A 21,350-nucleotide genomic window follows, 5' to 3' on the forward strand; every position below is an offset into this window, starting at 1 on the left:
GCCGGGCCGTCACGGCGGCCTCCGGCGGTCGTGTGCCGGTGTGTGTACCTGCAGAACGACATGCACGGTCTTGCCGCCGATGCGGGGCACCACCTTGATGGAGTCCCCGAGGTGGCGCATGATCTCAAGGCCGAAGCCGCCCCGCTGGTCACCGCTCGGGGGCCGGTGGACGTCGGGCATGTCCTCGCTGTGGTCGGTGACCGCGATGTCCAGGGACTCGCCGTCATCGGTCAGCGTCAGGAGACAGGGCCCCCGGGTGTGGCGGACGGCATTGGTGACAAGCTCGGACACGACCAGGACGGCATCAGCCGTTCGGGCGCAGTCGGTCGTTTCCAGCCATCGGACCGCGATGCTGCGGGCGACGGCCGGAGTCCGCAGGCCCCAGGGCAGGGCCACGACAAGGCGCGTCACGCTGGACGCCGACGGTGATGTGGTGATGGTCATGACCGCTCCCTGGAGACGGGGACTTCCTGCATGAGGGATTCGTCGCCGACCCGGGCGCGGATGACGGATCGACGGCGCGAGCATCCCGTACCCGCGACCGCGCACGGGCCTGGAGTGCCTGCCCCGTGGAGCCGTTCTACTCGGGTACGCACGATTTCCGGCGCTTCTTCATCTGCCGGGATCCCGGCTCCGAATCACTGATGACCCCGCACGGAGAGTCGGCCGTTCGAACCTCACGGCACCACTCGACGTGCACACGGAAGTCGATCAATCGAGGGAGGTGCGTCCGATGACCGCGTCCATGCGCGCCCGTCGTCTGGTGGCAAGCGCCGCCGCGGCGGGACTGCTGGCCGGCGGCGCCGCGCTCGGCATGTCCGGCACGGCGACCGCGGCACCCGCGCCCACATCCGTTTCGACCGTCGTGGCCGGTGACCACCATGACCGCCACGACCGGTGCGAGTGGAAGAAGGGGCACTGGGAGAAGAAGTGGGTGAAGGGCCACTGGGAGAAGAAGTGGACCCACCACAAGACGTGGCACCCCGGCCACCACGACAAGCACGGTGACTGGCACAAGGGCCACTGGAGCCATGACCGCCAGGCCAAGTGGGTCTACGTCTCCGCCCACTGGGACCACCACTGGGTGAAGGGCCATTGGGACTGCCACCACCGGTGACCACCGGTGGACGGTTGATCCCACACCCTGCCGCTGAGGGCCGGGCCCTGCGCTCGGCCCTCGGCGTTGCATGCAAGCGGAACGAGGACTGCCCCCTGTCGAGCGGGAGAACCCTGGTGGGCGACGACCTCAACTCCATTAGTCTGAAGGCATGTTGAGAACCAAGGTATGCGCCACGTTGGCTGCGATCGCCCTGACCCTGCTCGCCGTCCCTGCTGCCTCCGCCGAGACTGCCGAGGCGCAGACGGGAATGAGTGCCGCGCGCGTCGAGTACAACGGCAGCGTGACCACTCTGGCCACGCTGGAGGAAGAGGTCGGAGAGACCCACTGTCACGACGCGAAGGGGCAAGGCCGGCTGACCTGCTTCGCGACCGAGCGCGAGGCGGACCTCGACCTGCTCGCCATGGGCGGCCTGCCCGCCGACGCGGCGAAGGCGGCCGAGCGCAAGTGGGGTGTCACCGTCTCCCAGCAGACCCGCGTGGCACCCGCCGCCGCAGCCGGTACGTGCCACCCGTGGGTCACCACACGCATGTATGACGGCAACAACGGCTCGGGTTCTTCGGTCACCTTCTACTGTGACTACACCAACCTCAGCGCGGTGGGTTGGGACAACCGGGCCAACTCGGTGACCTGCGTGGTCTGCAAGACCATCTACGGAGCGAACCCCTACAACGTGAGGAGCCTTACGGAATTCCAGAACACCATGTACCAGAGTCAGGCTGCTACGCAGACGTTCAACACCTTGGCGAACGTCACCGCGAACGTCATTTCGTCGCACCGCCTGGCCGTGAACTAGGCCGTGTCCCAGGTAGCGCGGGCGGCCGGCCGTGCGGTGAGGCCGCCCGCGACCTGATTGATGCCGGTACCGGTGGAGACGTCGTGCTCGCGCCGCCCGGTGTCGCGCCGGACGATCCCGAAGCCCGCCGGCTTTCGACTCTCAGGACGGCAAGGCGCGGCTACCGATGACACCTTCGCCCGCGCAGACGCCCGGGTCAGGACACCTTGAGGTCGGGCAGTACCACTCGGAGGCGGGCGGCGGACAGCGTGCCTTCACGGACCAGCGCAGGGGTCTCGCCGCTGACGTCGACGATCGACGAGGAGAGCGCTCCGGGAGTCCGCCCGCCGTCCAGGTACACGGAGACGGATTCGCCCAGCATCCCGTGCGCCGCCTCGCAGTCCTGCGGCGAGGGGTGATCGGTCAGGTTGGCGCTGGAGACGGCCAGGGGGCCGGACCGGGTGAGCAGATCGAGGGTGAGGGCGTGGTCGGGCATCCGCACCGCCACCGTGCCCCCGGTCTCGCCCAGGTCCCACGCCAGGGTCGACCGGTGCCGCACGATCAAGGTCAGCCCGCCCGGCCAGAACGCGTCGATCAGTTTCCGGGCGTCCTCCGGCAACTCGTCCGTCAGCTGCCGTAGCGCCGAGGGGGAGGGCACGAGCACCGGCGACGGCTTGTGACGGCCCCGCCCCTTCGCCTTGAGCAGCGAGCTCACCGCCTGCGGGTCGAAGGCGTCGGCCGCGACCCCGTAGACGGTGTCCGTCGGCAGGACGACGAGCCGACCCCGGCGCAGGGCGTCCGCGGCCTCCCCGAGACCGGCCGCACGGGCCTCGGGCTCCGAGCAGTCGAATCGCCGGGTCATGCGGCCGAGGGGCCCGCGCCGGCCGCGGCCGTGTCGGTACGCACGTCGCCGCGGGTGGTCACGACCCGGGCGTTGCCCTCGGTCAGCGCGTAGCCGAGACCCACCACGGCCACCTCGCCCGACACGACCTGCTCGGAGAGGAGCCGGGAGCGTTCGAGCATCAGATCGACGGTGTGCCGGATGTGCTCGTCGATGATGTCGCCGTCCGCGGTCAGTCCTGCGGCCCGGGCGGCAAGGATGCTCGGCGTCACCCGCTCCACCACGTCGCGGACGAATCCGCCGGCGGAGAAGCCGTCCTCCACGGCGGCGCGAGCGGCCGCGACCGCGCCGCACGAGTCATGGCCGAGAACGACGACCAGCCTCGCCCCGAGCACGCTGGTCGCGTACTCGACGCTGCCCAGCACCTCCGTCCCCAGGACGTGGCCGGCGGTCCGTACGACGAACAGGTCGCCGAGCCCCTGGTCGAAGATGATCTCGGCGGCCAGCCGAGAGTCGGAGCATCCGAGGATGACGGCGAAGGGATCCTGGCCCGGGGCCAGCTCGGTACGGCGGGCGGCGTCCTGGTTGGGATGCTGGGGCGCGCCCGACACGAAACGCGTGTTACCGGCGAGCAGGGCGTCAAGCGCCACGGCGGGAGAAGTTCTCGGCATGGGGCCACCCTATGATCCGACTGTCCGGCCCGCCTCGGCGGATGCCCCTTCGGGCGACGCGCACCACGTTCCAGCGGCCACTGCGGCCGGGTGAGGGAAGCGGTCAGTGTCCTGAGCGGCGCTGTACGGATGGTCAGATGCGTCCGCCGATGTGAGCCGCCGCGGCGTGTCGGTCGTGACGCCCTGACCGTCACCGGTGTCGTCACCAGTGCCGTCGCCGGCCGGCGGCACCGGCCGGTTCGTTCCGCTCCCGGGCCGTGGTCAAGATCCACGACGTGGCTGTCCCCGACCGGGTGCAATCTTTCCCTCTTGTCGGGCACAGACGCTGATCACATGGGGTGAATGAGCGGCGGGGCTCGTTTCCCGGGCCGGGGCGGGAGGCGTTGATGGGGATGTGAGTACCTCAAGCACCGCCCCGATAAAGCCCGCTCCTCTCACCGCCACGGTTCCTTCCGTCGTGCACGACTCGGGCGCGGACACCGCGCCCTGCGCCATAGTCGTCGCCTCCTGCACCACCCTCGGCACCACTCTGGTCATCCACCTGACAGGGGAGATCGACCACTACAGCGCCATCCCGCTGCGGGCGCTGCTGGCCTCCGCGGCCGACGACGGCTGCACCGGCCTCGTGCTGGACACCACCCGGGTCACCTTCTGCGACTCCGGATTCCTCGGCGTCCTCGACTGGTGGCCCCGGCACGGACGCCGCCTCAGGCTGGCGAACCGGTCGAGGGCTGTTCAGCACCTCATGAACGCGGCCGATGCCGCAGGGCGGCAGACGGCTCACGCCGGCCCGTCGAAGCCGGCGGACCGGGCATGACGTTCATCCTCCTGACCTGCGTCCCCATGGTCGCGGCCGTCCTCCTCGTCCAGAGGGAACCCCGCGAGCACCGTCGCGCCCGCCGACACCCGGCCACACCGCCCCGGCCGCCGGGCCGCAGAAGGCTGATCCACTGCCACCTGGCGCTCCCGCTCCAGGGAGCCGGGGTGTAGTCGAAGCAGGTGCGGGGGCCGGCAATCTGCACGCGGGCCCCCGCACCTGCCCCCACACCTGCCCCCGCACCTGCCTCCATCCTCCACTCGACGGTCGGAGGTACGGGTCCCCAACGCCCGCTCCCGGCGTGAGCAAGGGGACGCGTACTTTTCGGCGACACTCCATCGCGTCGTGGTGCCGGACATCGTGGAGTGCTCTACGCGCGTCGAATTCGGTGGCGGCATAGGGGAAAGCACCAGGTCTCGCTGCTGCGGTTGGAGAAGTTTCCACAATCTTCGGGCAGGGGGCGCCATGCGTCCCGAGCCGGGAGAGGATGCCGGACGCACTGTCCGAAGAAATCAAGAGGAACGATCCGTGCGACCAAGACTCACTGGTGCGACCGCCTCCGTGGCCGCACTCGGACTGCTGGGCTCCTTCGTCACTGCCTGCGGCTCGTCCGGGAGCGGCGACGGGGTGACATTGCGCTTGGTGGCGGCCGAGTACGGCACCAGCCCGGGCACCAGCTCCAAGGTGTACTGGGACCGACTGACCGCTGATTTCACCGCCGCGCACCCCGGCAAGAAAGTCGAGGTGACGCTCCACCCGTGGGCCGACGTCGACCGCGAGGTCACCCGCCTCGTCGACGAGGGGAATGCCCCGGACGTGGCGCTGATGGGCGCGTATTCCGACTTCGCAGCGCAAGGCCGGCTCTACGCCGCGAGTGAGTTGCTTCCGGTGAGGGTGGAATCGAACTTCCTGCCACCGCTCGTGGAGGCGGGTTCGGTCGACCGCACGCTCTACGGATTGCCCTTCGTGGCGAGCAGTCGGCTGCTCTTCTACAACAAGGAGCTGTTCGAAGAGTCCGGAGCGAAGCCGCCGAAGACCTGGAGCGATCTGAAGGAGGCGGCCGAGGCGTTGAAGGACGAGGGCGTGCTCTGCCCGTACGCTCTACCCCTCGGACCCGAGGAGGCCCACGCCGAAGCCCTGATATGGGAATTGAGCAACGGCGGAGGGTACGCCGGCGACAGCGGCGGATACGACATCGCCTCCGAGGAGAACACGGAGACGTTCCGCTGGATCAAGAAGAACCTCGTCGAGCCGGGCCTGACCGGACCGGTCCCGCCGGCCCGCTTCAACCGGAAGGACGCCTTCGCCGCGTTTCTGCGAGGTGACGTCGGCATGCTCAACGGCTACCCCTCGCTTCTCCATGAGGCAAGGGCGAAGGGGATGAAGGTCGGCACACTGAGAATGCCGGTGTCGGACACACAGGAAGACGGTCAGCCCGCGGCGTCGGCGGGTGTCGCCGACTGGATGATGGCCTTCAAGCGCGATGGCAATCGTGAACTGGTGGGGAGCTTTCTGGAATTCGTCTACCAGGACAAGAACCTCAACGCGTTCGCCAGCCGCTATCACCTGCTGCCCTCGACGGTGTCTGCGAGCCTGGCATCCAAGGATGCGGCGGACCCCGGCAACGAGCAGTTCCTGGACGCCCTGAGCGGTGCCGAGCTCTACCCGGTCAACGAACCGTCCTGGCTGCAGGCGAGCAACACCATCAAGCGGAACATCGGCCGGGCCGTCGCGCCGTCCGCCGATCCGAAACTCGTTCTGGAGAGCATCGCCGACGAGGTTCAGGACATGACGAACGAGCAGTAGGGGAGAGACCTCCAGCCGGGGACACCGATCTCAGGGTGGGTTGTGGCGGTCCACTACTCAGCCGGACGTGCCGTGTACGCAGCGGCGAAGTAACGTGAAAGGAGGCGGGAGTCCCGCAATTCATGCCAGGGATACAGGCTGCTCGGGACGCGCCGACGTTCATCGCCCGGCGCAGGCCCGTCGACTGACGGCGCCGAGCCGGAAGTGCGGAGTATTACGGAACGGCCTTTGTCCGTCCCGTGTCTCACAGGTCTGGCCGAGCGACGCGGTCGGGGGTCGGGGCAGCTTCAGGCATTGGCCACACTTTCAAACAGGCCGCACAGGAGGTCACGGATCATGTCCGTCTCCGCCCCCTTCCCCGTGGCGTTCAACGGAGCGTTCGACCGGTTCGTCGTCACGATGGGCAACCGCATTATTGTCACTACTCATAATGGTGGCGTGTTCGGCCACGATGTCTCGGGTAACACGGTGGGTCCGGGTTTCGCGTTCGGTGGTTCCAAGGTCGCGTTCAACGGAGCGGTTGACCGGTTCGTCGTCACGATGGGCAACCGCATTATTGTCACTACTCAGAATGGTGGCGTGTTCGGCCACGATGTCTCGGGCAATACGGTGGGTCCGGGTTTCGCGTTCGGTGGTTCCAAGGTCGCGTTCAACGGAGCGGTTGACCGGTTCGTCGTCACGATGGGCAACCGCATCATCGTCATCACCCAGAATGGTGGCGTGTTCGGCCACGATGTCTCGGGTAACACGGTGGGTCCGGGTTTCGCGTTCGGTGGTTCCAAGGTCGCGTTCAACGGAGCGTTCGACCGGTTCGTCGTCACCATGGGCAACCGCATCATCGTCACCACCCAAGACGGTGGCGTGTGGGCCCACGACGTCATCGGGAACACCGTCGGGCCGGCGTTCCCGATGAACTTCGTCCTCTCCCACTTCACCTTCGCGAGCGACATCTCCGCGGGCAACCGGCAGCGGACGCTCGACCGGCACAGGTTCGCACTGACGCGCATGGCGGCGTGCGGCAACCTGTCGGCCGACGAGAGGACCAAGCTCCACCAGGCCTACGACCGCGCCATTCACCACACGACCAACACCACGCCCGGCGTGAACGCGAGTGCGACGGTCGGGGGCTCGCGCCTGAACGTCAATTTCGGGGTTCTGTTCCCGCAGGGCGACGAGGAGATCTCGCAAACGCTCATCCACGAGATGATGCATTGCGCAGGCTTCACCCACCCCACGCGACGTGACCCTCCCGCAGGGAGCAGCTGCGCCGCGCCCAACCCGGCTGTGTTCGACTGCCCCGGCGACAACGGCGTGTACTACGGCACGCCCCCGCTACGGGCGGAGTTCTGTATCGCGGGTGACCAGAGTGATGTGCGCTTCCGGCTCAGGGGTAAGGCGGCCGCCGAGAGCTGCGTCATCGACGAGAACGGACTGGCCACCGTCCACACCGAGGCAGCGCGTCAGCCACTCGGTGCGTCGTAGCGCCCGGTGACGCGCAGACGCGGTTCACGGCATCTCGGGCCGCCGCTCTCGGTGTTGCGCTGCTTGCACCGGCAGCCGACGGCCCGGGGGTCCGCCCTTCGCGATGGCACGCGCTGACAGCGAGCGGCAACCGATGCGCCTGCCGGCTCGTCTTGGGGGACGGGAGCGAGCGGATGGGATGCCGGGTGGAGCGGGCCGACAGCGATGTGACATCGATGCCGAGAGCGGTGGTGCCCCGGTGGGCGCGGCGGTGGGCCGGGCGGTGGGCTCCGGGTGCGGGTGAGGGTGCGGGTGCGAGAAGGGACGAGAGGGGCCGGTCCGCCTGGACCCGGGGGCGGGGGTCCGCGGCTCTCGCCGTGCTGACGGCCGTGCTGCTGGCCTTCCACCGGGTGGTGCCGAACTCCGTGGGCCGACTGGGCAGTTTGCTGGAAGTGTTCCTGCCGTGGCTCGGCCTGGCTGTCGTGGCCCTGTTCGGTCTGGCGTCGTTGCGCCGTTCGGCCACTGCGCTGGTGGCCCTGTTGCTGCCGACCGCGGCCTGGACGTACCACTTCGGCGGGCTGCTCCTGCCTGACGGGAGGCCCGGCGCGCACGGCCTGGTGGTGGTCCAGCACAACGTCAGCGACGAGAACCCCGACCCTGCGGGCACGGCCCTCGCCCTGGCTGACGCCGAGCCCGATCTCATCGCGCTGCAGGAGCTGGTGCCCCCGGCGCTGCCGGTCTACGAGAAGGCCCTCGCCCCGTCCTACCCGTACCACGCGGTCCGGGGCACCGTCGGGTTGTGGTCGAAGCATCCGCTGGCCGGTGTGCGGCTGCTGGATGTCAAACCGCGAGGGGTTCCCGGGCCCTGGAGCCGCGGACTGCGGGCCGTGGTCCACACGCCGCGTGGTGAGATCGCGGCGTACGTCGCGCACTTGCCCTCGGTCCGCGTTCGGGGGAGCGGCCTCGCGTCCGCCTGGCGTGACGAGAGCGCCGACCTGCTGGGCGAGGCGGTCGCGGCTGAGAAGGTGAGGGCAGTGGTCCTCCTGGGCGACCTCAACGGCACGGTCGACGACCGCGGGCTGGCGCCGCTGACCTCACGGATGAACGTGGCGGAGCGGGGCTTCGCCTTCAGCTTCCCCGCAGCCTTCCCGCTGGCCCGGATCGACCAGGTCATGGCCCGCTCGGCCACCGTCGACCGTATCCGCACCTTGCCTGCCACCGGCAGTGACCACCTGCCGGTCGCCGCCCGGGTCACACTGCCCTGAGGGCATGGACGGTCCGTCAGCGCCAGAGATCCGCACCGTCACGGCCGGTGGGATCCAGGGTCAGCAGGTCCTCGTGGAGGCACGAGAGGATGCGGCCGGTGGGGGACCCGGCTTCGCCGGACTCCATGACGACCCAGCCGGTGTCGACGCCGGACACGTTCACATCGGCACCGCAATCGAGCTCGTCGACCGTGGCGAAGACCGCTTCGTAGGCAATCGCCCGAGCCAGGAGTTCGAGGTCGCCCCTGTCGGCACCCGCGTCCAGCAAGCGGCGGGCCGCCGCCACCTGCTCCAAGGCCCCCGGGCCGGCCCATCCGTCGATCGCACCGCGCCACAAGGATCGGAGCAGCGTGAAGCGAGCCAACTGTGGCTGATTCTCATCGATCTCCGACCTGACCCATTCTGGAGCATCAGCCGCGCCGAGAGCCTCGAACCGTGTGCGGAGCGACTCCGCCGCGGCCCGCTTCGACGGAGCGAGTCCGGACAGCCACGAGTGCCAGTTCGCCTCAGAATCGTCCATCGGACCAGGATGCCCCAGCGGCCGCCTCGCCTCGAACATCAGCGGGGCCGTCGGTGCGCCAGGAGCGATCGGCCAGGGGCGGCGGTCCTATCCGGGTGCGAGGAGCCCCGCACCCGGACCCGCTAGGTCCTGTCGTCAGGACCTAGCGGAACGTTCCTGTGCGGCCGCCTCGATCGGCTCCTGCGTGCGAGTCGGGACTCACCCGTGCTGGCCGGGGAAGGGTGCGTGGCCCCCGCCGGCGCCCAGGCGCTCGAACTGCTGCTGCACGTTGACGGAGAACGCGTGCGGGTCGGAGACCGTTGAGGCGTTCATGGCGACCGTCAGGATGCCGCTGATCGGCGCACTGGGGGACGTCCTGACAGGAGTGCAGAGGAAGTCGAACTCCTGGTAGCCGACGTGGTCGGCGGTCGGCAGGGAGGCCCGGTGGGAGAACGGCTGCCCGCTGTGAAAGGCGGTGTCCATGGCCTCGAAGACGCCGGCGCTCTGCAGGCTGGGCAGCTCCGACGCACCGGGCAGGTACTGGCGGCCCATGCCGAAGACGACCGCCTGACGGCCGTTGGCGTAGCGCATCAGATGCTGGGGACCCTCGGTGAGCATGATGGGGAAGGGCGCCCCGTCGAAGACGGCGAACAGCTCCTGCTGCTGCGCGAGGAGGCTGTCCCGGAGCCTGAACTCCGACACGAGCGTCTGGGCGAGGTCGTGCATCAGCTCCTTGGTCTGCGCGTCCCAGGTGCGAGGGGACGTGTCGGCCACACACAGGGTGCCGAGGATCATGCCGGTGTTGTCGCGCAGGGGAGTGCCGAGGTAGGAGCGCACACCCATGTCGTTGACCAACGGGTTGCCGGCGAAGCGCGGATAGTCGAGCACGTCGTCGAGGGCCAGCTGAGCCCCCTGCGCGACGACGTGCGGACAGAACCCGTAGTCGCCAGGTGCCTCCCGCGCAGCGGAGTTGCTCAGGTCGAACGTGATGCCGGCGTCGGTACTCGTCAGCTCATCGGGGGAGGCGTCAGGAGCCCGGGGTACGTACATGCCCCGGAACATCTGCGTCTGATCGTTGATGAAGTTGACCATGGCCAGGGGCGCGCCGGTCACGGTCGCCGCGACCTTGGCCACTCGATCGAAGGTGGCTTCCGCGTCTGCCGAGTTGAGGCCAAGGGCCTGCAGGCGGTGCCGCCGGGCCTCGCCACTTGTCTGGGGATCCATGAGATCACATGAAATCAGATCCCAGAACCTGGTGGTCCGTCACCTACCCAGATTCTGGGCCAGGTTGGCGATGCGCGGCCTTTGTGTCACCGCCGAGAGCGGCCCGGTTGGTCGATTTAACGGCTTCCTGTGTGAAATCTAGAAGTATATCTGAAGAAAGTGGATGTTTCAACGAGTAGCGATCAATTCACGCCAACTGATGGGCGGAAGGCTCGGAATGGCGGCAAGGCATATGACAATCATGCGGGGTTGATCTAGGACGCGGGAGCGCGTGGGCCGAGGAGACAGGCATGTGAGCGCAGTGACCCAGGGACAGCCGGCCTGGTGGGGGCCGGTCGCCCCTGCGAGGGCACACTCGATGGGCCTGCAAGGGGGCGGAGCCCCGCACGGGCTTCACCTGCCACCCGTGAACGCCGCTCTGGCGAAGTGCGGTCCGGTCCCCGGACGGGCCCACTCCCAGAACCGCAGGCCAACGCCTACTGTACTGCCCAGGCGCGGTCCGTTGAATTGAAGCTGCTCCGCACTGTACGTGCTGCGGTGAGGCATTGAGGGAGTTTTCTGAATGAACGGAGCGAACGCCGATGCGCGCTCAGTGGCGGTGGTCGGAATGGCGTGCCGACTTCCGGGGGCCAGAGACATCGACGAATTCTGGCAGTTGTTGTGCGATCGGAGGGATGCCACCGCGGATTCCTCACCCGATCGCTACGACGTCGACTTCCTGACCTCGCCGAAGGCCGAACCCGGCACCATGGGCAGCCGCCGCGCCGGATACGTGGACGGCCTGGCGGACTTCGACGCCGACTTCTTCGGCATGTCCAGCAGTGACGCGGCCGAACTCGACCCTCAACAGCGCCTGTTGCTGATGACCGCCTGGGACGCCCTGGAGGAGGCCGGGCTGAGGCCCGATCGCCTGGCGGGAACCAGGACCGGCGTGTTCGTGGGAGCCACGCGGGCGGACTTCGTCGAGCGCGCCTTCCGACACGGCCCCCAGGCCATGACGGCCGTGCAGTACCTCAACTTCCGCTCGGTCATTCCCGCCCAGGTGTCGTACGCCTTCGACTTCCGCGGCCCGAGCATGCTCATAGACACGGCGTGCGCCTCCTCCCTGTACGCCGTGCACAGTGCTGTGCAGAGCCTGCGCGTACGGGAGAGCTCCCTCGCGCTCGCCGCGGGCGTGAACCTGGTGCTCCGCCCCGACGAGGGCATCATGATGGGGCACGCCGGAACGCTGTCGCCTGACGGGCGCAGCCGGTTCGGCGACGCCCGGGCAGACGGCCACGCCCCGAGCGACGGGGTCGGAGTGGTGGTCCTCAAGCGACTGGCGGACGCCATAGCCGACGGGGACAGGGTGCACGCGGTCATCGCCGGGAGTGCGGTGGGGACGGACGGCCGCACCACGGACCAGCTTCTGAACCCGTCGCTCACGGGGCAACTTGACGTACTGCGCTGGGCGTACGAGGACGCGGGAGTCGATCCGAGCGAGGTCGACTACGTGGAGGCCCACGGCACCGGCAGCCCCTTGCTCGACCCGCTGGAACTGCGCGCCCTCGGAGAGGTGCTGGGGAAGGGCCGCCCGGACCACAGGCCGCTACTCGTGGGATCGGCGAAGTCGAACATCGGCCACGCGGAGGCCGCCGGCGGCATGGCCGGCCTCATCAAGACCGTGCTGTGCCTGCGGAACGGGCAGATACCGGCCAGTCTCCACGTCGAAGAGCCGACCCCCGATGTGGACTGGAAGCGGCTGCCGGTACGGATACCGGTCGACCTCCAGGACCTCCCGTCACCCGACCGCCCGGCCCTCGCCGGCGTGTCGAGCCAGGGCGTGTCCGCCCTCAATGCGCACGTGGTGCTGCGCCAGGCCGACCACCGCCTCGCCCAGTCCCCGCTGGAACCCGCCTCGGACACCCCGTACGTCCTGGCGCTCTCCGCCCGTTCCCCCGAGGCCCTGCGCGACCTCGCCGCCTCCTATGCCACCTACCTCGGGGCAGGCGGCCGGGGCAGCACGTACCACCTGCGCGACATCTGCTACACGGCGACCGCCCGCCGCACCCACCACACACACCGGCTGGCGGTCGTCGGGACCGGCCACGAGGAACTGGCGGGCGCCCTGGCCGCCGGGGCGGCACCGGAACAGGGACCCACCGCGGTCCCCGCCCCCCTGGTCGACGCCGTCAAGCACTACCTGGCCGGCGAAGAGGTGCACTGGGAGGCCCTGTTCGACGAACCCGGGACGGTCGTGCCGCTGCCCCGGTACCCGTGGCAGACCCGCAGATACTGGCCCGGCGAGGACCGGGCCGCCGGAGCGGAGAGCGCCGCCGACTGGTTGCTGCGCGAGCACGCCCGTACCGACTTCGACGACACCTCGCGCCTCTCCGACATAGGGATCGACTCCCTGGCCAGACTCCAGCTCATCGTGGAACTGGGCCAGCAGACGGGACTGGAGATCGACCCGGAGGAAGTGGGACGGCTCTGCACCGTGGGGGAGTTGCGCCTCTGGACCGACTCGCTCGAGGCCGGTGCGCGATGAACGACCCGCAGCACGTGTACGGCTGGTTCGCCCGATCCGTCGAGCGGTACGGCGACGAGCGCGTCGCTCTCGAAGTGGGCGGACAGTCCCTGACGTACCGCCGGCTGGGCGCTTTGGCGGAGGACCACGCCGCTCGGATCCTCGCGGACACCGGATCGGGCCCACGGCGCGTCGGGCTGCTGGCCGGCCGCTCCGTCGGCGCCTACGCCGGCTATCTCGCCGCCCTGCGCGTCGGCGCCACCGTCGTTCCCCTCAACCCCGAGCACCCGCCGTCCCGCACCGCGTCCATCGTCGAAGCGGCCGGCCTCGACCTCGTGCTCACCGACACCCCGGGCGCTGCCGTCACACTCGGCGTGACCGAGCTGCTGCTCGATCCCACGACCGAGCCCGGCCCATCGCCGTCCTCCCCGTCGGACCTCCCCGAACCGGGCCCGGACGACATCGCCTACATCATCTTCACCTCCGGATCGACCGGCAGCCCCAAAGGCGTCCCGGTCCTCCACCGGAACCTCTGCGCCTACCTCACCGCGATGGACGGCCGCTACGGGATCGGGGAGGACAGCCGGATGTCGGCGGCCTTCGACCTGACCTTCGACGGCTCCGTGCACGACCTCTTCGTCGCCTGGGCGGCCGGTGCCACTCTGGTGGTGCCGAGCGCGGCCCAACTGCTGTCGCCGGTGGCGACGGTCAACAACCTGAGGCTGACGCACTGGTTCTCCGTGCCCTCGCTGATCTCCTTCGCGGAGCGACTCGGCACGCTCAAGCCGAACAGCATGCCCACCCTCCGGTGGAGCGTCTTCGGCGGTGAGGCCCTCCCGCTCACCGCTGCCCGTGCCTGGCGGGCCGCGGCACCGCGAAGCACGATCGAGGTGCTCTACGGGCCGACCGAGCTCACCGTCTCCTGCACGGCCTACCGGCTCCCGGACGATCCCGCCGCCTGGCCCGCCACGCCCAACGGCACCGCACCGATCGGGCACTGCCACCCGGGCCTTGAGCACCGGATCCTGGACGAGGACGGGCTTCCCGCCGATACCGGTGAGCTGTCGGTCCGCGGGGCGCAGCGCTTCCCCGGCTACCTCGACCCGAGGCACGACGCGGGCCGCTTCCACCCGCCCGCGCCCGGAGAAGGGGACGACGCGGATCGCCGGGACGACGTCTCCCACCGGGACGACACGGACCACCGGGACCAAGGTGATGCCGGGGACCACACGGACAAGGTGACCGACGACCACTGGTACCGCACCGGAGACCGCGTCACCGTCCTGGACGGCGCTCTCGTGCACCTCGGCCGAACCGACCACCAGATCAAGGTGCGCGGCCACCGCATCGAGCCGGGCGAGATCGAGGTGGTGCTGCGTGATCTGGACGGCGTACGCGAGGCATACGTACTCGCGGTGCCGGACGCCCACGGTTCGCCCGAACTTCACGCCGTGGTGAGCGGCGGCACGTGTGATCCGCAGAAGCTGTTCGCGGAGCTCACCGACCGCCTTCCGCCCTACATGCGACCCCGCCGCATCTCGGTCCTCGAGAGCCTGCCCCTGAACGCCAACGGAAAGATCGACCACCGAGCGCTGCTGACAGAGCTGTCCCTTACCCACTGACCGACACCGCACGCGTCCGGCCTCCCGGGGGAGGGGCCGGTGGCGACGCGGTTCACCCCACCATCCCTATGAGGCAGCACCCACATGCTCGACGTCATCGTGGTCGGCGCGCGCGTCGCCGGCTCCGCCATCGCCCTCCAGCTCGCACGGGCGGGCCATCGTGTCCTGGTTCTCGACCGCGCCACGTTTCCCTCCGACACCCTCTCCACGCACCTCATCCACCAGCCGGGGGTGGCGGCTCTGGCCCGGTGGGGCCTGCTGGACGATCTGAAGGCCACCGGCTGCCCCCCTCTGGAGCGCGTGGGGTACGAGGTCGCCGGCATCCGCCTCGAGGGCTGCGGGCGAGGCGTGGACGGACAACGGGCGGCCTACGCGCCCCGCCGGCACATCCTGGACCCCCTGCTGGCCGAAGCCGCGGCCAAGGCCGGCGCCGAGATACGACTGGGCTGCCGCGTGACAGGGCTGCTCCACGACACCACCGGCCGGGTCGTCGGTGTGGAGGGCACACACGCCGGCAAGACCTTCCGTGAGCACGCGCGGCTGGTCATCGGCGCGGACGGCATGCGCTCCACCGTCGCCGGCCTCACCGGCGCCCCGGTCACCGTCGAGCACCCACGACTGACGTGTGCCTACTACTCGTACTGGCAGGACCTGCCGGCCGACCTCGAACTCCACGAGGCCCCCGACCGCTGGGTCGCCGCCGTCGCGACCCACCAGGCCACCCTGGTGCTGACCTACTTCCCCCAGGCCCGTTTCGAGGAGACCCGCGCCGACGCGGAGCACCACCACCTCGAGCAGGTACGGGCCACCGCTCCCGCCCTGTACGACAGGCTGCAGGGAGCCACACGGGTGGAGCGCCTGCGCGGCACCGGCGACCAGCAGAACTATTTCCGCCAGGCGGCCGGGCCGGGATGGGCCCTGGTCGGCGACGCGGGACACCACAAGGACTCCATCACCGCGCGAGGCATCAGCGATGCCTTCCTCCAGACGGAGCTGCTGGCCCAGCACATCGGCGGACGGCTCGACGGCGATCCGGCCATTCTCGACGAGGCCCTCGCCCAGTACGGAAAGGACCGGGACGCCGCCCTGATGCCCGGATACGAGGCGACCCTGGCCGTGGGCCGCCTCGCCGAACAGCACCCTCAGCGCCTGGCGTTGCTCCGTGCGATCCGACAGGATCCCGAACTCACCTCGATCTACTTCGACATGGTCGCCGGCACCGCCACCATCGGTGAGCTCTACACCCCGAAGTTGCTCGCACTGCTGTGACCGGATTCAATCGGTGCCGCCGCTCATCAACTCGCTTTGCCCATGTGTCTGTTGACCGGCTCCGATGGCGGCGGGCGGGGCGTACCGGTAGCACGGACTCCTGATACGGTGCGCCTTGATCACTGCCGTGGCGCTCCCGAGTCAAGGCGCCACGCCGCAGGAGATCAGGACCGCTGAGCATCATCTTCACTGTCGTCAGCTCGCTGCGAGGATTCCATTCAGATGTCAGGCACTAGCGACCCGAAGGCGCGCCACCGGCTTGCCCCGCGCAGGTCTCTCCGCACGCAGCTGATCATGCCGATCGTCGCCCCCGCCATCGCCCTCACCGGCCTCTGGGGCTACACGGGCGCGGGTCTGGCCGGCGAGCAGATCCAGCTCCAGGACGACGCGGAGCAGACCGCGACGACCGGCGGCAGGACCCTGAACGTGGTGACCGGCCTGCAGCAGGAGCGACGCCTCACGGCCCTGTGGCAGGCGAGCCGTTCGGCCGCGGCGCGCACCGCCCTGGAGCAGGCCCGCGCGAAGACCGATGCCGCCATCGTGGAGTTCCGGGCCACCCTGGCCGCCACGGACAGCTCGCTCACCGGGCCGGCGCGCCGCCTCGAAACGTCTCTCGACACGCTGGTCGGCCGACGCGAGGCGATCGACGCCCGCACCATGTCCTCCGCCGACGCCTTCGGACACCTCACCGACGTCATTCAGAGCGGTACCGACCTGATCGGCGCCGCGGTACGCAGCGAGGACGGGCCGCTCTCCCAGGGAGGCAATGCCACCGCCACCCTGGTCCGACTCGTCGAGATGCTGTCGCGCGAGGACGCTCTGCTGTCGGCCGGCCTCCCCCAGGGCGGCATCTCCACCGCCGCCCACCAGCGATTCAGCCATTCCGTGGGCGCCGGACGGGAGATACGGGCCTCGCTGGCGGTGGACGACCTGCCCGCCGACGCCCGCGCCCGGTACACGCAGATCGCCGCCACCCCGCAGTCCTCCTCGATCGCCTCCATCGAGGACGCGGTCGTCGCGGCCCCCTCGACGCAGCTGCCCTCCTCGGCGAAGGCCTGGAGCGACGACGCCGAGACCCTCGTCACCGACCTGCAGAACCTCACCGCCGCCTCACTCGACGAGCTGGCCGACACGGCCTCCGACCGTGCGACCGGTCTGCTCATCGGCCTGATCGCCGGAACGACACTCACGGCGGCGCTTCTCACCGCCGGCGCGGTCCTCGGGCTCAGGGCCCGCCGCTCCACCCTGGACGCGGTGGCCGAACTCCAGCGCCGAACCGAGGAGATGGCCCGCCAGTGGCCTCAGGCGCTGGCCCAGTCCGAGCGCGGCGAGCCGCTCGCCCCCTTCCCCCAGACGCCGCCGCTCCTGGCCGCCGGTGAACTCCAGCTCCTCGGCACCGCGATCGAGGGACTCCGCCACACGGCCATCGACACCCTGCTCAGCCAGTCCCGCGGGCATGCGGGCGCCGAGAAGGTGCTCGGTCAGCTGACGCGACGCACCCAGACCCTGATCCACCGGCTCATCGCCCTCCTGGACGACCTGGAGCGCAAGCACGGCGACTCCGATCTCCTCAAAGACATCTTCAAGGTGGACCACCTCGCCACTCGTGTGCGCCGGCACGCCGAGAACCTGGTGATCCTCGGCGACACGCCCCCCAGCCGCCGGATGACCGAACCGGTGACCATCACCGACGTGATGCGCAGCGCCGTCGCCGAGACCGAGCACTACACCCGCGTCAAGGTCGAGAACCTCCCGGCGACCAAGCGGATCGCGCTGGCCGGCCGTGCCGTCGCCGACGTCACCCACCTGCTCGCCGAACTCGTCGAGAACGCGACCAACTTCTCCCCGCCCTACACCCAGGTCGTCGTCAGCGCGTTGCACGTCGCCGAAGGCGTCGCTCTGCACGTCGAGGACCACGGCCTCGGCATCCCGGCGGAACAGCTCGCCCACGCCAACCACATCCTGGCCCATCCGCAGAAGCCCGACATGGCCGCCCTCGGCGCGGACCCGCGCCTCGGACACTTCGTGGTCGCCCGCCTCGCCCAGCGCCACCGGATCAGGGTCGAACTGCGCCCCTCGGTCTACGGCGGCACCCTCGCCATCGTGTTCCTGCCGGTCCACATGCTCGAGGAACTCGACTCCCCGGTCATGGACCAGCTCAGGGCCGCCGCCCAGGTCTCCGTCAACGCGATCAACGCCGGTACGGTCCCGCAGCCCGGGGCCGCCCCCTCCTTCGGATCCGCGACCTCCGCCCTTCCCGAACCGGCGCCGCGCACACAGCCGTTGGACGGGCCGCCCGGCCTCGTCGGAGTGCCGGGAGGACGCGACGAGCACGGCCTCGTCGCGGACGCCCGGGACATCGGCGGAGCTCCCGCCGCACCTCCGCGGGAGACGCACAGCCGAGTCCCGGACTACAGCGGATTCCCCACGTACGGAGGCGCAGGACTCGTCTCGCCGCACCAGCCGGACGGCACCGAGTCCCCCGGCGCGCATCAGCGGCCGGCGAGCCCCGAGCCTCCCCGAGCGGCCCCCGTTCCGCGCCAGGCGCCCACCGGCCGTCCCGTGGCCGGTCCACCGGCCCCGTCGATGCACACCGGCCGTCCCCCCGTGGCCGGTACACCCGTCCCGTCGACGCCCACCGGCCGTCCCACGACCGGTGCGCCCGTCCCGCCGGCGCCCACCGGCGGTCCCACGACCGGCGCGCCCGTCCCGTCGATGCCCACCGGCCGTCCCACGGTCGGTGCGCCCGTCCCGTCGACGCCCACCGCTTCCGAGAGCCCGTACGGAACGCCGGGCGGCGACAGGCCGAACCTCGGGCAACCCACAGCCCTGCCCCAGCGCACCCGCGGGTCCAGCCTTGCCGTACAACTGCGCCGTGAGGCGGCGGACGTCGGCAGCCGTCTCGACAACGAGGGCGGAGGGCCGCCCTCGCCCGAGGCGTCGGCCCGTATCATCGCCGCCATCCGACGCGGGATGGACCAGGCCACCGGAACCCACAGCGCACCACGCAACGACGGTGGACGGGCGAACTGACCGTGGGACCCAACGAACTGCGAAGGAATGCAATGACTGAAGTGGCCACCAGCAGGCAGCTGGACTGGGTCCTGGACGATCTCGTGGGCCGCATCCCGGAGATCCGCTGCGCCATCGTGCTGTCGGGAGACGGTCTCCTGATCGGGAAGTCGCATGATCTGGGCCGGGACGACGCGGAGCGACTTTCGGCACTGGCGTCCGGCATGCACAGTCTCGCCCGGGGCACGGCGCAGTACTTCCGTGGCGGCGCGGTCCAGCAGACCGTCATCCAGATGGAGCACGCATTCCTGTTCATCACCGCGGCCGGCCAGGGGGCGCGTCTGGCGGCCCTCGCCTCGCAGGAGGTCGATGCGGGCATGATGGCCTACGAGATGGGAACTCTGGTCAAGCAGGTCGGCGCCTATCTGAGTGCCGCCCCGCGCATTCCAGGCCACCACACCGTCGCACACAGCCAGGATGCCTGAGCCGCGCGAGCTCGACGGGGCGATTGCCGGACGTCACCTCCGGCCCTACACCATCACTGGTGGTCGTACTCGACACAACCACTATCACTTCACGCTGATCACTCTGGTGGTCACACGATCGCCCGACGTCGACCATCCTCATCTGACGCCGGAGGCGGCGCAGATCCTGGAACTGTGCCGCCACCGGGCGATAGCGATCGCGGAGATCGCCGCCCATCTGGATCTCCCCGTAAGCGTCGTCAAAGTCCTCTGCGGTGATCTCCTCGGAGACGAGAAGGTCATCGTGCAGGCGCCACCCTCACAGTCCGACAGACCGAGCGTGGAACTCATCGAAAGGGTTATCGATGGCATCCGCCAGCTCTGAACAGATCAACCTCCCCACGGCCGTGAAGATCCTCGTCGCGGGTGGGTTCGGTGTCGGCAAGACGACGATGGTGGGATCGGTGAGTGAGATCGCGCCGCTGGAGACGGAGGAACGACTCACCCAGGCCGGTCAGAACGTCGACAGTCTCGACGGCGTGGAAGGCAAGACGTCCACCACGGTCGCCATGGACTTCGGCCGCATCACCATCAGCCCGGAGCTGGTCCTGTACCTCTTCGGCACACCGGGCCAGGAACGCTTCTGGTTCATGTGGGACGAGATCGCCCACGGCACCCTGGGCGCGCTCGTCCTCGCGGACACCCGCCGCCTGGAGGCCTCCTTCGGCTCGATCGACTTCTTCGAGCAGCGCGGCATCCCCTTCGCGGTCGGTGTGAACTGCTTCAACGGAGAACGGGCCTGGACCACGGAGCAGGTCCGCTCCGCCCTCGACCTGGACCCTGTCGTTCCGGTGGTCCTGTGCGACGTCCGCACCCGCGAGTCCAGCAAGGAAGTCCTCCTCGCCGTTCTGGAAGCCGCGCACCGCCAGGCATCCCCGCAGTACTCCACGACGGCACCGTGACGGACCGGCAGAACCGGGGACCGGTGCATCACTTCGCGCGGGACCGGCGCAGCACTTCGCGAGTCCCGGTCTCATGGTCCCCGTCACCAACCAGGATCGACACAAAGCGGGCAGGGGCCTGCGAGCAGGCGGGTCACGAGCGCGTGCCGGCCTGCCCTGCCCGCCGGATCACCCCTGACCGGGATCGTCAGAGGTGACGTCCTCATAGCCGGCGTCGGGCCGCCGTCGGCGCAGCGGCGACGCCGTTCAGGCAGTGGTCGAGGAGGGCGTGCATGCGGACGGGGGAGAGGGACGGGTTCGCCGCGGCTCCCTCAGCGGTGCGGGGGGCGGTGAGAAGGGTTTCCAGGGTCTCCGGGGCCAGGCTCGGGTTGGCAGCCGCTGCCCGGCGCACCGCATCGTCGGGGTCTTCCACCGGGGGCTCGAGCAGCGTGGGATCGGCGGCCGCCAGGGCTCGTACGTCGGGGTCCGGATGGCCGATGAGGTGGGTCCGGCCGGTGCGGGGGAACGCTGCCAGGGTCAGCAAGTGGGGACGGTGGGCCGGGCGGGTGACGAAGACGTCCAGGAGGAGCCGGGGCGGCGCCAGCGGGTGGTGACAGGCGGAGCTCCGCGACGATCTCGTCCTTGGTGAGCCTGCCGTCCTCGCCTCCGTCCTGGGCGGTCAGGAGGGTGACGAGGATGCCGTCCGGCAGCGGTCGGACCTCGCGGGGCCAAGGCCGGGGGCCGCAGGCGAGGCACCCTCGGACGACCCCGGACGGGTCCGTTGCCAAGGGGGTGAGCCGTTCGGGGTCGATGTGCCGGTTGCGGGCGAGCGCACGGCGAATCTCCCTGGCCGGGTGACGGAGGGCTGCGTCGATGACGCCGTCGGGCAGGTCACGACCTTCACACATCAGCGGGCCGACCTCACCGGCAGCTCGATCCAGCAGACGTATCAGTACGTCGGAGGGCGCCGCCGCATTGAAGGCGATGGCGCGCAGCCACGCTGCACGCAGAGATTCGGACACCGCGTCATCCTGCCACCTCGCCACCCGAACGAGGCCGC

20 protein-coding genes and 1 pseudogene are annotated in these 21,350 nt (G+C 69.8%); 14 read left to right on the plus strand and 7 right to left on the minus strand.

Annotation, left to right across the window (positions count from 1 at the left end; genetic code table 11):
• Window positions 1-9: 9 nt before the first annotated feature.
• Window positions 10-444: an ATP-binding protein gene (locus ACZ4XX_RS34510; RefSeq protein ID WP_468511799.1), complete on the minus strand. Its 435-nt coding sequence runs from the start codon at window positions 442-444 to the stop codon at window positions 10-12.
• A gap of 289 nt (window positions 445-733) precedes the next feature.
• Between ACZ4XX_RS34510 and ACZ4XX_RS34515 the strand changes: the two genes are divergently transcribed.
• A complete protein-coding gene (locus ACZ4XX_RS34515) occupies window positions 734-1,117 on the plus strand; it encodes a hypothetical protein (RefSeq protein WP_468511800.1) in 384 nt (127 codons plus the stop codon).
• Between the two features lie 151 nt (window positions 1,118-1,268).
• Entirely contained in the window at window positions 1,269-1,913 is a 645-nt protein-coding gene (locus ACZ4XX_RS34520; RefSeq protein ID WP_468511801.1) for a hypothetical protein, read from the plus strand.
• Window positions 1,914-2,109: 196 nt separating this feature from the next.
• Here the strand turns inward: ACZ4XX_RS34520 and ACZ4XX_RS34525 are convergent, their stop codons facing one another.
• On the minus strand, window positions 2,110-2,754 hold the full coding sequence (locus ACZ4XX_RS34525) for an L-threonylcarbamoyladenylate synthase (RefSeq protein ID WP_468511802.1): 645 nt from the start codon (window positions 2,752-2,754) through the stop codon (window positions 2,110-2,112).
• Complete coding sequence (locus ACZ4XX_RS34530) at window positions 2,751-3,404, minus strand: carbonic anhydrase (RefSeq protein ID WP_468511803.1); 654 nt, start codon at window positions 3,402-3,404, stop codon at window positions 2,751-2,753. The genes ACZ4XX_RS34525 and ACZ4XX_RS34530 overlap by 4 nt, the downstream gene beginning before the upstream one ends.
• 457 nt (window positions 3,405-3,861) lie before the next feature.
• On the opposite strand from ACZ4XX_RS34530, the gene ACZ4XX_RS34535 reads away from it, so the two are divergent.
• The 5 genes from ACZ4XX_RS34535 (at window position 3,862) to ACZ4XX_RS34555 (ending at window position 8,753) form a co-directional block, all read left to right on the plus strand.
• The gene (locus ACZ4XX_RS34535) at window positions 3,862-4,221 is read left to right on the plus strand and encodes an STAS domain-containing protein (RefSeq protein WP_468511804.1); all 360 of its coding nucleotides are present in this window, start codon (window positions 3,862-3,864) and stop codon (window positions 4,219-4,221) included.
• Entirely contained in the window at window positions 4,218-4,394 is a 177-nt protein-coding gene (locus ACZ4XX_RS34540; protein ID WP_468511805.1) for a hypothetical protein, read from the plus strand. The genes ACZ4XX_RS34535 and ACZ4XX_RS34540 overlap by 4 nt, the downstream gene beginning before the upstream one ends.
• A 388-nt stretch (window positions 4,395-4,782) precedes the next feature.
• Window positions 4,783-6,027 carry an extracellular solute-binding protein gene (locus ACZ4XX_RS34545; RefSeq protein WP_468511806.1) on the plus strand — a complete coding sequence of 415 codons (1,245 nt, stop codon included), beginning with the start codon at window positions 4,783-4,785 and terminating at the stop codon, window positions 6,025-6,027.
• 336 nt (window positions 6,028-6,363) lie between these two features.
• Window positions 6,364-7,509, plus strand: a complete 1,146-nt coding sequence (locus ACZ4XX_RS34550; protein WP_468511807.1) for an NHL repeat-containing protein — start codon at window positions 6,364-6,366, stop codon at window positions 7,507-7,509.
• Between the two features lie 215 nt (window positions 7,510-7,724).
• Complete coding sequence (locus ACZ4XX_RS34555; protein ID WP_468511808.1) at window positions 7,725-8,753, plus strand: endonuclease/exonuclease/phosphatase family protein; 1,029 nt, start codon at window positions 7,725-7,727, stop codon at window positions 8,751-8,753.
• A gap of 16 nt (window positions 8,754-8,769) precedes the next feature.
• Here ACZ4XX_RS34555 and ACZ4XX_RS34560 read toward each other — a convergent pair whose 3' ends face one another.
• Entirely contained in the window at window positions 8,770-9,273 is a 504-nt protein-coding gene (locus tag ACZ4XX_RS34560) for a hypothetical protein (protein WP_468511809.1), read from the minus strand.
• A 198-nt stretch (window positions 9,274-9,471) separates the two neighbouring features.
• Window positions 9,472-10,476 carry a GAF domain-containing protein gene (locus ACZ4XX_RS34565; protein ID WP_468511810.1) on the minus strand — a complete coding sequence of 335 codons (1,005 nt, stop codon included), beginning with the start codon at window positions 10,474-10,476 and terminating at the stop codon, window positions 9,472-9,474.
• Window positions 10,477-11,038: 562 nt separating this feature from the next.
• Between ACZ4XX_RS34565 and ACZ4XX_RS34570 the strand changes: the two genes are divergently transcribed.
• The 7 genes from ACZ4XX_RS34570 (at window position 11,039) to ACZ4XX_RS34600 (ending at window position 20,311) form a co-directional block, all read left to right on the plus strand.
• A complete protein-coding gene (locus ACZ4XX_RS34570) occupies window positions 11,039-13,003 on the plus strand; it encodes a beta-ketoacyl synthase N-terminal-like domain-containing protein (RefSeq protein WP_468511811.1) in 1,965 nt (654 codons plus the stop codon).
• Window positions 13,000-14,604: an amino acid adenylation domain-containing protein gene (locus tag ACZ4XX_RS34575; protein WP_468511812.1), complete on the plus strand. Its 1,605-nt coding sequence runs from the start codon at window positions 13,000-13,002 to the stop codon at window positions 14,602-14,604. Before ACZ4XX_RS34570 ends, ACZ4XX_RS34575 begins: the two co-directional genes overlap by 4 nt.
• 84 nt (window positions 14,605-14,688) lie before the next feature.
• Entirely contained in the window at window positions 14,689-15,873 is a 1,185-nt protein-coding gene (locus ACZ4XX_RS34580) for an FAD-dependent oxidoreductase (RefSeq protein ID WP_468511813.1), read from the plus strand.
• 222 nt (window positions 15,874-16,095) lie between these two features.
• Entirely contained in the window at window positions 16,096-18,906 is a 2,811-nt protein-coding gene (locus ACZ4XX_RS34585) for a sensor histidine kinase (RefSeq protein ID WP_468511814.1), read from the plus strand.
• Between the two features lie 32 nt (window positions 18,907-18,938).
• Window positions 18,939-19,370 carry a roadblock/LC7 domain-containing protein gene (locus tag ACZ4XX_RS34590; RefSeq protein ID WP_468511815.1) on the plus strand — a complete coding sequence of 144 codons (432 nt, stop codon included), beginning with the start codon at window positions 18,939-18,941 and terminating at the stop codon, window positions 19,368-19,370.
• The gene (locus ACZ4XX_RS34595; protein WP_319312842.1) at window positions 19,363-19,734 is read left to right on the plus strand and encodes a DUF742 domain-containing protein; all 372 of its coding nucleotides are present in this window, start codon (window positions 19,363-19,365) and stop codon (window positions 19,732-19,734) included. Before ACZ4XX_RS34590 ends, ACZ4XX_RS34595 begins: the two co-directional genes overlap by 8 nt.
• Window positions 19,715-20,311, plus strand: coding sequence for a GTP-binding protein (locus ACZ4XX_RS34600; protein WP_468511816.1), 597 nt, complete (start codon window positions 19,715-19,717; stop codon window positions 20,309-20,311). The genes ACZ4XX_RS34595 and ACZ4XX_RS34600 overlap by 20 nt, the downstream gene beginning before the upstream one ends.
• A 202-nt stretch (window positions 20,312-20,513) precedes the next feature.
• On the opposite strand, the gene ACZ4XX_RS34605 is transcribed toward ACZ4XX_RS34600, so the two are convergent.
• On the minus strand, window positions 20,514-20,834 hold the full coding sequence (locus tag ACZ4XX_RS34605; RefSeq protein ID WP_468511825.1) for a hypothetical protein: 321 nt from the start codon (window positions 20,832-20,834) through the stop codon (window positions 20,514-20,516).
• Between the two features lie 262 nt (window positions 20,835-21,096).
• Window positions 21,097-21,198, minus strand: a pseudogene (locus ACZ4XX_RS34610) (hypothetical protein); the annotation flags it as partial.
• Window positions 21,199-21,350 lie beyond the last annotated feature (152 nt).

Source organism: Streptomyces sp. NPDC029956 (assembly GCF_055574655.1).